Here is a 6,571-nt window from a genome sequence, read left to right as displayed (position 1 = left end):
CCAACCTGCATAAATCTTTGATCAATTTAACGAATTAAATTGCACTATAACGTCGTTAAAAATTTTTTATTTAGAACAACTAGATACAAAAATTTTTGCCTAGTTCTAGCGTAATTTTCTTAACGTTAAATAGACCCCGTATATAAGCAGATTGGTATTATTATCGAGATAGTATTAAACCAATACCTTTATTTTTTAACCTTACCTTTAAGAACATAAATTTCACCATCGAAACTGCCTTGTATCGTCAGTCCTTGGCTTGCCAACTCTTGCAAATATTCAACATGATCATCAGTGATATGCTGGCCTGGGACTAAAAGCGGAATACCCGGTGGGTATGGAGTAACTAAACCTGCACAAATACGATTGTTACTTTTGCTGATAGGCACAGATTCGCGGTCGCCATAAAAAGCATCGCTTGGGATACACGCCAAGTCTATAGCTGGTAAGTTTTCAGGTAAGCGAGCTCTACGCGTCGATTTCGATAGTTTTACTTTACCGCTGTCTAGCTTTTTCAATGCATTGTACAAACGAATTATTTTTGAGCGTGTGCCGCCAAGCGTCAGTAAAACCAAAATGGTGCTGTGTGTGTATTTTTCTATCTCTAGCCCAATTTCATCCAGTAGATATTTATGAATATCTTTTAATGAGTAAGGTAGCTCACTAATATCAATAAGGATCTTTAATGGGTCGTGGCCCATATTATCACCACTAAAATGCGGGAATATTTCCATAAAGTCTTGCTTAGCTAATACTTTAATTTGCTTAAGCGAGGCCATCTGTTGTTTAAACTCCTCAACATGATTTAGCAGCGCATTGAGCAGCTTATAGCCTTCCATCTCTAATTGCTTTTGGCACACGTCAAGCGATGCAATAAGCTGATATTTAGGCGATGTACTAGCGTAGATACTATAAATCTCTCGAAAGAAATCGGCATCAAAATCGGGGTCGTTAATATGAATATAAGACGCTTGAGAAAACGCCGATACTACTTTATGCGCCGAATGCGTAATGTAGTCAGCCCCTGCATGTATCGCAGAATAATGACGAAAGCTAGGATGAAACAAAGAGTATGCAAACCAAGCTTCATCTATAAATACCTTGATACCATATTGATGAGCATAATCTACGACTTGTTTCAGGTCGCTAAGTAGGCCATCGTAAGTACAACCGGTAAGCACTAGTAATTTAGCATCAGTATTGTTTTCAATTGCTAACTTGATGTCGGCCAACGATGGTGGCGCGAAAATGCCATATTTTGGGTTTAAGATACTCGCCAAATAAATAGGGTAACTGGCTGATTGCAAGATGCCATAGTGTACTGACTTATGGCAATTACGGTCGACAATTACTTTATCGCCCTTGCGCAGCAGTGTCTGCAAGATGATTTTATTTGAGGTAGATGAACCATTTGTAACAAAGTAGGTGTGCTTAACTTCAAACGTCGCCGCTGCTGATTCTTGGGCGCGACCAATAGTATTAGTGCTGTCTGATAATGAACCTAGCGAGTCTACCGAAACCGACAGGTCGCCAACAAATACATTGCGGCCGTAAAACTGATAAAAATCTTTAATGTAAGGTGAGTTTCTAAAGCTAGAACCCCCACTATGACCCGGTGTGTGCCAAGAGTCGTTTGCTTCACCAACGTAACGACGATACGCCGTCCAAAATGGCGTTTCAGAGCGGTCGTCAAAATCGTTGATCATATAGCCTAAAATAGCTTCTGGGTCAGAAATCACTTCATCTTTAAAAAAGAATGATTCGATTTCTTCTGATTCGTTAACGATTTCCAGCCCTTTAGTGTCGTCGCCAATAACATAAACCGGTAACTCAAGACGAATTGCCTTTAAATCCTCGATAAAGCGGCTATACATCCGCTCACCCACTTTGTTGTGCATATCCCAGCTTAGAACCACGGCTTGAATATCACCATCTTCCTCTACACATTCCAGCGCGTGTTTAAGCTCGAGGCATTCAATAATATCGATATGAATATCGTCTCGCTCAAAGTTAGGAATGGTCTTTGACAGATTCGTTGAAAGCCCTTGTAAAGTGGCTGGGTCTTGCTCAATTATCAAGATACGAAGTAGAGGTAGCATAGAGGGTTTCGCAATATAATTTTATAATGCTCACTAGCATAACCAAAGGAGTGTAACTTGTGAAATTAATACTTTGATAATGTTCTAATAATTGTTCTATTTCATTGGCTACTACAAATAAGAGGCGCAATGAAATTCATGTGTTTTCTGTTTGCATCGTAAGCATAAAGATTTTGATCATTATCAACGACAATATACCTCCCTTAAAGTTTTATACCACTGCAGTATAAGATTATACTTATTCGATGGGCAGTTTTATGCCAGTGTAGGTCGAATAAGCGAAGCGCCATCCGACACAGTAAAATACCTTACCAATTATTATCAGCATTTTATGTTGTCGAGTGGCTGGAGAGTGCCATGAGCGGACATTGGTAACGCTCAATTAATGGACTTTTATTGCAGGCTAAAATTTGCGAGGGACAAGCACAATCCTGTTCAATCGCTTGTTATGTTTTATTCAAAAAGCAACCTGATAAACTTAGGAATATATTTAGATGGAATATAAGTACAACCATAAAGTACCGCTAATGGGATAAAAACAGCTAAAGCGGGTAGATCATTTTTACCACCGAATATCGCTAAACCAGATAATAAAGTAAATAAAACTGCTGTCAGAATCCATATCCCTTCAACTATACCATTTCGTTTATCTGATGAGTGTTTGTAAAATAAACAAACAATTGCACCTATTACAACTAACGGTGAATAAAGCAGGTGAAAATCAGATGTGAAAACGAGATACATTAAAAAGCAGCCTAGCAGCCGTGTAATCCAAGTTTTTATATTGCTAATTAACTTCACCTAAACCTCTGAAAAGTATAACTTATAAATAGTGGGCGTTGGCACGTAGTGCATAATAGCGAAGCCGTCCTAAGCGTTTGCGTCCCAGCGAACGAAGTGAGCGCGTTGATTGACCTGTTATAGATCGGTACTCAAATTTTTTGATTGCTATCATAAAAAGAGGACTGTTCGACATCTTTTTCTCGATTTACACAACGAAACCATAAACTTGCTTCCGGCCAACCACCTAACGGTCTAGCTTGTTTTGATTCAACATTAAGTGTCTCGACTACTTGTCCTTTATTCGCGCAAAAGTATGAGGCTTCTTTATAAGCATTTTTTTGTAATGTGTTGGAGTTGGTAAATCCCGTATCCCCTGTTTGCACTACTCTGTATGCATCTTTACCGTCAGGGATTACTCCGCTGCTCGATGTACAAGCTGTTAATAATAAAGATACTAATAATATTGCAAAATATTGTCTTTTCATAAAATTCCCTTTAGTCATTATAATGCCCGCATTAGCTACGGAGCATGTTAGACGCTTTTTTACGTCATTTTCTTTTAAGCAAAAAATCGAACAATGTGGGACGTCAGATCTAATGCGCTTGTTAGTTGCATTTTTAATTGACTAAAAGAAGCCAATAATGACCGTAATTATTACCGATGCAATCGCACCACTGCCTATTGAGCCAAATAACGCCATTTTAGGATTTTGCTTATAATCAGCTTTATCGCCATGTTTAGCAACATTTTGTGCGTTCATGTAGCCACGAGAAAACATGCTATAAATAATCATTATGGGTAAAGTTATAAAGAATACTTTCCAAGACCATTCCACTTTTAAACCTCCAATGTTCAATATTACGGATGCAACTAACATTTTATAGTACGATAATCGCGTTTATTTCTGCCTACTTAACGCTCATTTGTCTACTTTATATAGTTTTAACAAATAACCTAAGGTATTACTATCTCTAAGTTTTCTAAAATTTTTAGGTAGAGTTAAATGAACCAATATGCACGCAACGCTCATTTTAATGAATATATGCGCAAAGAGCAGTTTAACCAATCAACGACGATATTAAGCAAATCTCAATGTCCGGTTATCGCTCTTTGCCGAAGTACGGCCCAGTACCAGCAGCGGACGGTGGTAACGAGACTGTAGAATAACTCCAACAGCCAAATTCAATTAAAAAACGCTCTCCTGAAATCAACTCTAAGCGTTTTTAAAGCATTAGGTAATGCATTTGGAACCCATAAAACAAGCTGTTTTTCTTAAAAATGAGTAATTCTACAGCCTCACGCCGCATTAAGGTGTGAGCAACGCTATCACCAGAACTAAATCATTACTCTGTAAACACGAAATTCAACTTTAAACTGAAAATGCCTAGCGTTGGGAATCACTCTTAAGTGCTTTGTTAGTTTTACGTTTCCACGGATTTTTAACGATACTAACCCCATTAGGTGATGCATTCGAAACTAATCGCTGAGAGCTCCCCTGAGACGGGGACAATGCAGATAACCAATCGAGCTTTTCAGTACTAAAAATGTTGTCTATGGCAGCATGACTTACCTTTGCATTGATCTGGTGTAAAAGCTCGCTACTAAACTGTCCGATTACAATATGCTTTTTTGGGTTACTTGCTGGCGTCAGAATTAGAGCAGTATCCTTAGATATAGGGTACAAAATCTCAGCTAAGGGGTGGGCAGGACCAATATCACCTAAATCTTGTTTATAAGGGTAATAAACAACTGGTACATCGCCAGTAACAAACATTGAGCCTGCTGGAGCATTTATTAACACCCATTCTTTTTTGAGAAATTCAAGTGCTGCTGTTTGAGCTGCCGTAACCATATGTTCTAAACTAACTGTCGAGTTAACTTGTAAATCAACGACATTAGATAAACCTTCTTTTTCAACTAACTCTTTTAAAGCAGCTGGAACCTTAGAATTATCCCAAACTTTATTGAGTTCTAGTTTTGCAACCTGCCCATAGATTTGAGCGATGCCGTCTCGAAAACTAGGTCCACGAAACATCAGTGAGGCAATGTAAAATGCTAACTTCCCTTTCAAAGAACCGCGGATAGGTACATAGGGAAGAAATCTAGAATCTAGCACCTTATCAATGATGTTATTCCCAATCATTTCTACTTCTGAAATGACGTCTTCTAGTTGTATGTGGTCCACTTGCCCTTGGGGGTCTATCTGATAATAGTAATAATATTCTGCACAAACCTTATTTATCGATGCAGTTTGGCGACCATATTCACCTTTGTTTTTATCAAATGCCCAAATGAGTGATTTCTGCCCCTCGATGGTAAAGCGCTTCAAATGAGCTTTTGGGACATAATGCTGGTTTTTCTTTATTTTTCTATTATTCATATGACCAAATCAATTGTAAAACTAACACCCGCAGCAACCGCGGCTTTGTAGTGGAGCCGAGGGCGCAACGGAGAAGCCGTCGGATTGCCTGCGATTGTTATGTTTTATTTCTACCATGTTAATTTCTATTGTAGCCATACTTTCTACTTAAAAGAGCTTCTTTCCAGTAGCTTTCACGCTCCCGCACATACTCGTCTGATGCATGGGAATCAGCTATCTCAAGAATGGAATATTGGAAGTGTTCTACGTGCTCCGCGCCTTTGTCTCTCAAAACAGCGCGAAGCTCAACATTGCCGCCATGGCCAGTGTGCGCATATGAGGCCCATCTTTGCCAAAGACCATCCGCTCCAAGGGCGCTGCCAACATATTTGGAGCCATTCGTTGTATCTACAATGAGATAAACACCCTTTAGACTGGTAAGAGCACCCTTCCAGGATTGTACGCCTTGGGTGACAATTGTTTTTAAAACTTCATATGAAACTGTGGTTGCATGGTACCCCGGAAAATCGCCTATGGACATTGGCTTTTCGCGCAGCTCACTAATGATATATGAATTTTTTGTCTCAGGGGTTCCCCAGAGGTACGAAGCCCTAGAAGTTCTACTATGCGAGACAATAATACGACCAATTACTTCATCTTGATCTGGTAGCTCTTCCGACTGGTAATAGCAACGCCCTCCAGCCATCTTGTGGCCAAGCATTCTGTAAACGCCAGCAAATAGCCACTTATTAGATTGAAGTCCGATTAGCCCAATGACGTACTCACATTCAAAGTTTCGTTGCGCCTGATTCTCCTGCCATTCTTTGAATGTGCCTGCAAAGAACGCCTCCAGTGGTGGGTATTCAGAACCTGTAGCCAGATGAATTTTATAATTTGAGCGTTCAACATTTACTCCATAAAGCCGCAAGAAATCTACAAGATTAGCCATTTTCAGCCTCAGAAAAATAATAATTTAATAGTGCGCTCATCGCGGATATTTCTGCCGACTCCACGCTTGTTTATATACATTATATATGTTTTAACAAATAACCTAAGTCATTGCTATCACAAATTTTTCTAAAGTTTTCAGGTGGAGTTAAATGAACCAATATGCGCGTGCCGCTCATTTTCATGAATATATACACAAAGAGTAGCTTGACCAATCAATTAACGACGATATTTAGTCAACCTCAACGTCTGATCATCGCTCCAAGCCGAACTTCCTCAAAGTGCCATCAGCAGACATTGGTAACGCCTCGTTATACGCCAAATGCACTTATCTAAAAGCTTTAATTGTCTCATTAAGCTGCACATCTTTTCCGCTTTCAA

Annotated in this window: 6 protein-coding genes; all 6 read right to left on the bottom strand. The window is 39.3% G+C overall.

The window, feature by feature from the left end:
- Window positions 1-188: 188 nt before the first annotated feature.
- Window positions 189-2,099, bottom strand: coding sequence for an aminotransferase class V-fold PLP-dependent enzyme (locus H5072_RS09020; protein WP_033021837.1), 1,911 nt, complete (start codon window positions 2,097-2,099; stop codon window positions 189-191).
- Window positions 2,100-2,552: 453 nt separating this feature from the next.
- Window positions 2,553-2,900, bottom strand: a complete 348-nt coding sequence (locus H5072_RS09015; RefSeq protein ID WP_220488564.1) for a hypothetical protein — start codon at window positions 2,898-2,900, stop codon at window positions 2,553-2,555.
- Between the two features lie 131 nt (window positions 2,901-3,031).
- A complete protein-coding gene (locus tag H5072_RS09010; RefSeq protein ID WP_182693318.1) occupies window positions 3,032-3,385 on the bottom strand; it encodes a hypothetical protein in 354 nt (117 codons plus the stop codon).
- A 123-nt stretch (window positions 3,386-3,508) separates the two neighbouring features.
- Entirely contained in the window at window positions 3,509-3,718 is a 210-nt protein-coding gene (locus H5072_RS09005) for a hypothetical protein (RefSeq protein ID WP_152965273.1), read from the bottom strand.
- A 549-nt stretch (window positions 3,719-4,267) separates the two neighbouring features.
- The gene (locus tag H5072_RS09000) at window positions 4,268-5,263 is read right to left on the bottom strand and encodes a DUF4238 domain-containing protein (protein ID WP_182693317.1); all 996 of its coding nucleotides are present in this window, start codon (window positions 5,261-5,263) and stop codon (window positions 4,268-4,270) included.
- A gap of 118 nt (window positions 5,264-5,381) precedes the next feature.
- Window positions 5,382-6,191: a GIY-YIG nuclease family protein gene (locus tag H5072_RS08995; RefSeq protein WP_182693316.1), complete on the bottom strand. Its 810-nt coding sequence runs from the start codon at window positions 6,189-6,191 to the stop codon at window positions 5,382-5,384.
- Window positions 6,192-6,571 lie beyond the last annotated feature (380 nt).

The organism is Pseudoalteromonas sp. SR45-5, from assembly GCF_014163565.1.
GTDB classification, from domain to species: domain Bacteria; phylum Pseudomonadota; class Gammaproteobacteria; order Enterobacterales; family Alteromonadaceae; genus Pseudoalteromonas; species Pseudoalteromonas distincta.
This window is presented reverse-complemented; position numbering and strand designations above follow the sequence as displayed.

What these genes read in the sequence shown, in the direction of transcription:
- H5072_RS08995 (WP_182693316.1), bottom strand. Translation starts at nt 6,191, where the DNA reads ATGGCTAATCTTGTAGATTTCTTGCGGCTTTATGGAGTAAATGTTGAA.
- H5072_RS09010 (WP_182693318.1), bottom strand. Translation starts at nt 3,385, where the DNA reads ATGACTAAAGGGAATTTTATGAAAAGACAATATTTTGCAATATTATTA.
- H5072_RS09020 (WP_033021837.1), bottom strand. Translation starts at nt 2,099, where the DNA reads ATGCTACCTCTACTTCGTATCTTGATAATTGAGCAAGACCCAGCCACT.
- H5072_RS09000 (WP_182693317.1), bottom strand. Translation starts at nt 5,263, where the DNA reads ATGAATAATAGAAAAATAAAGAAAAACCAGCATTATGTCCCAAAAGCT.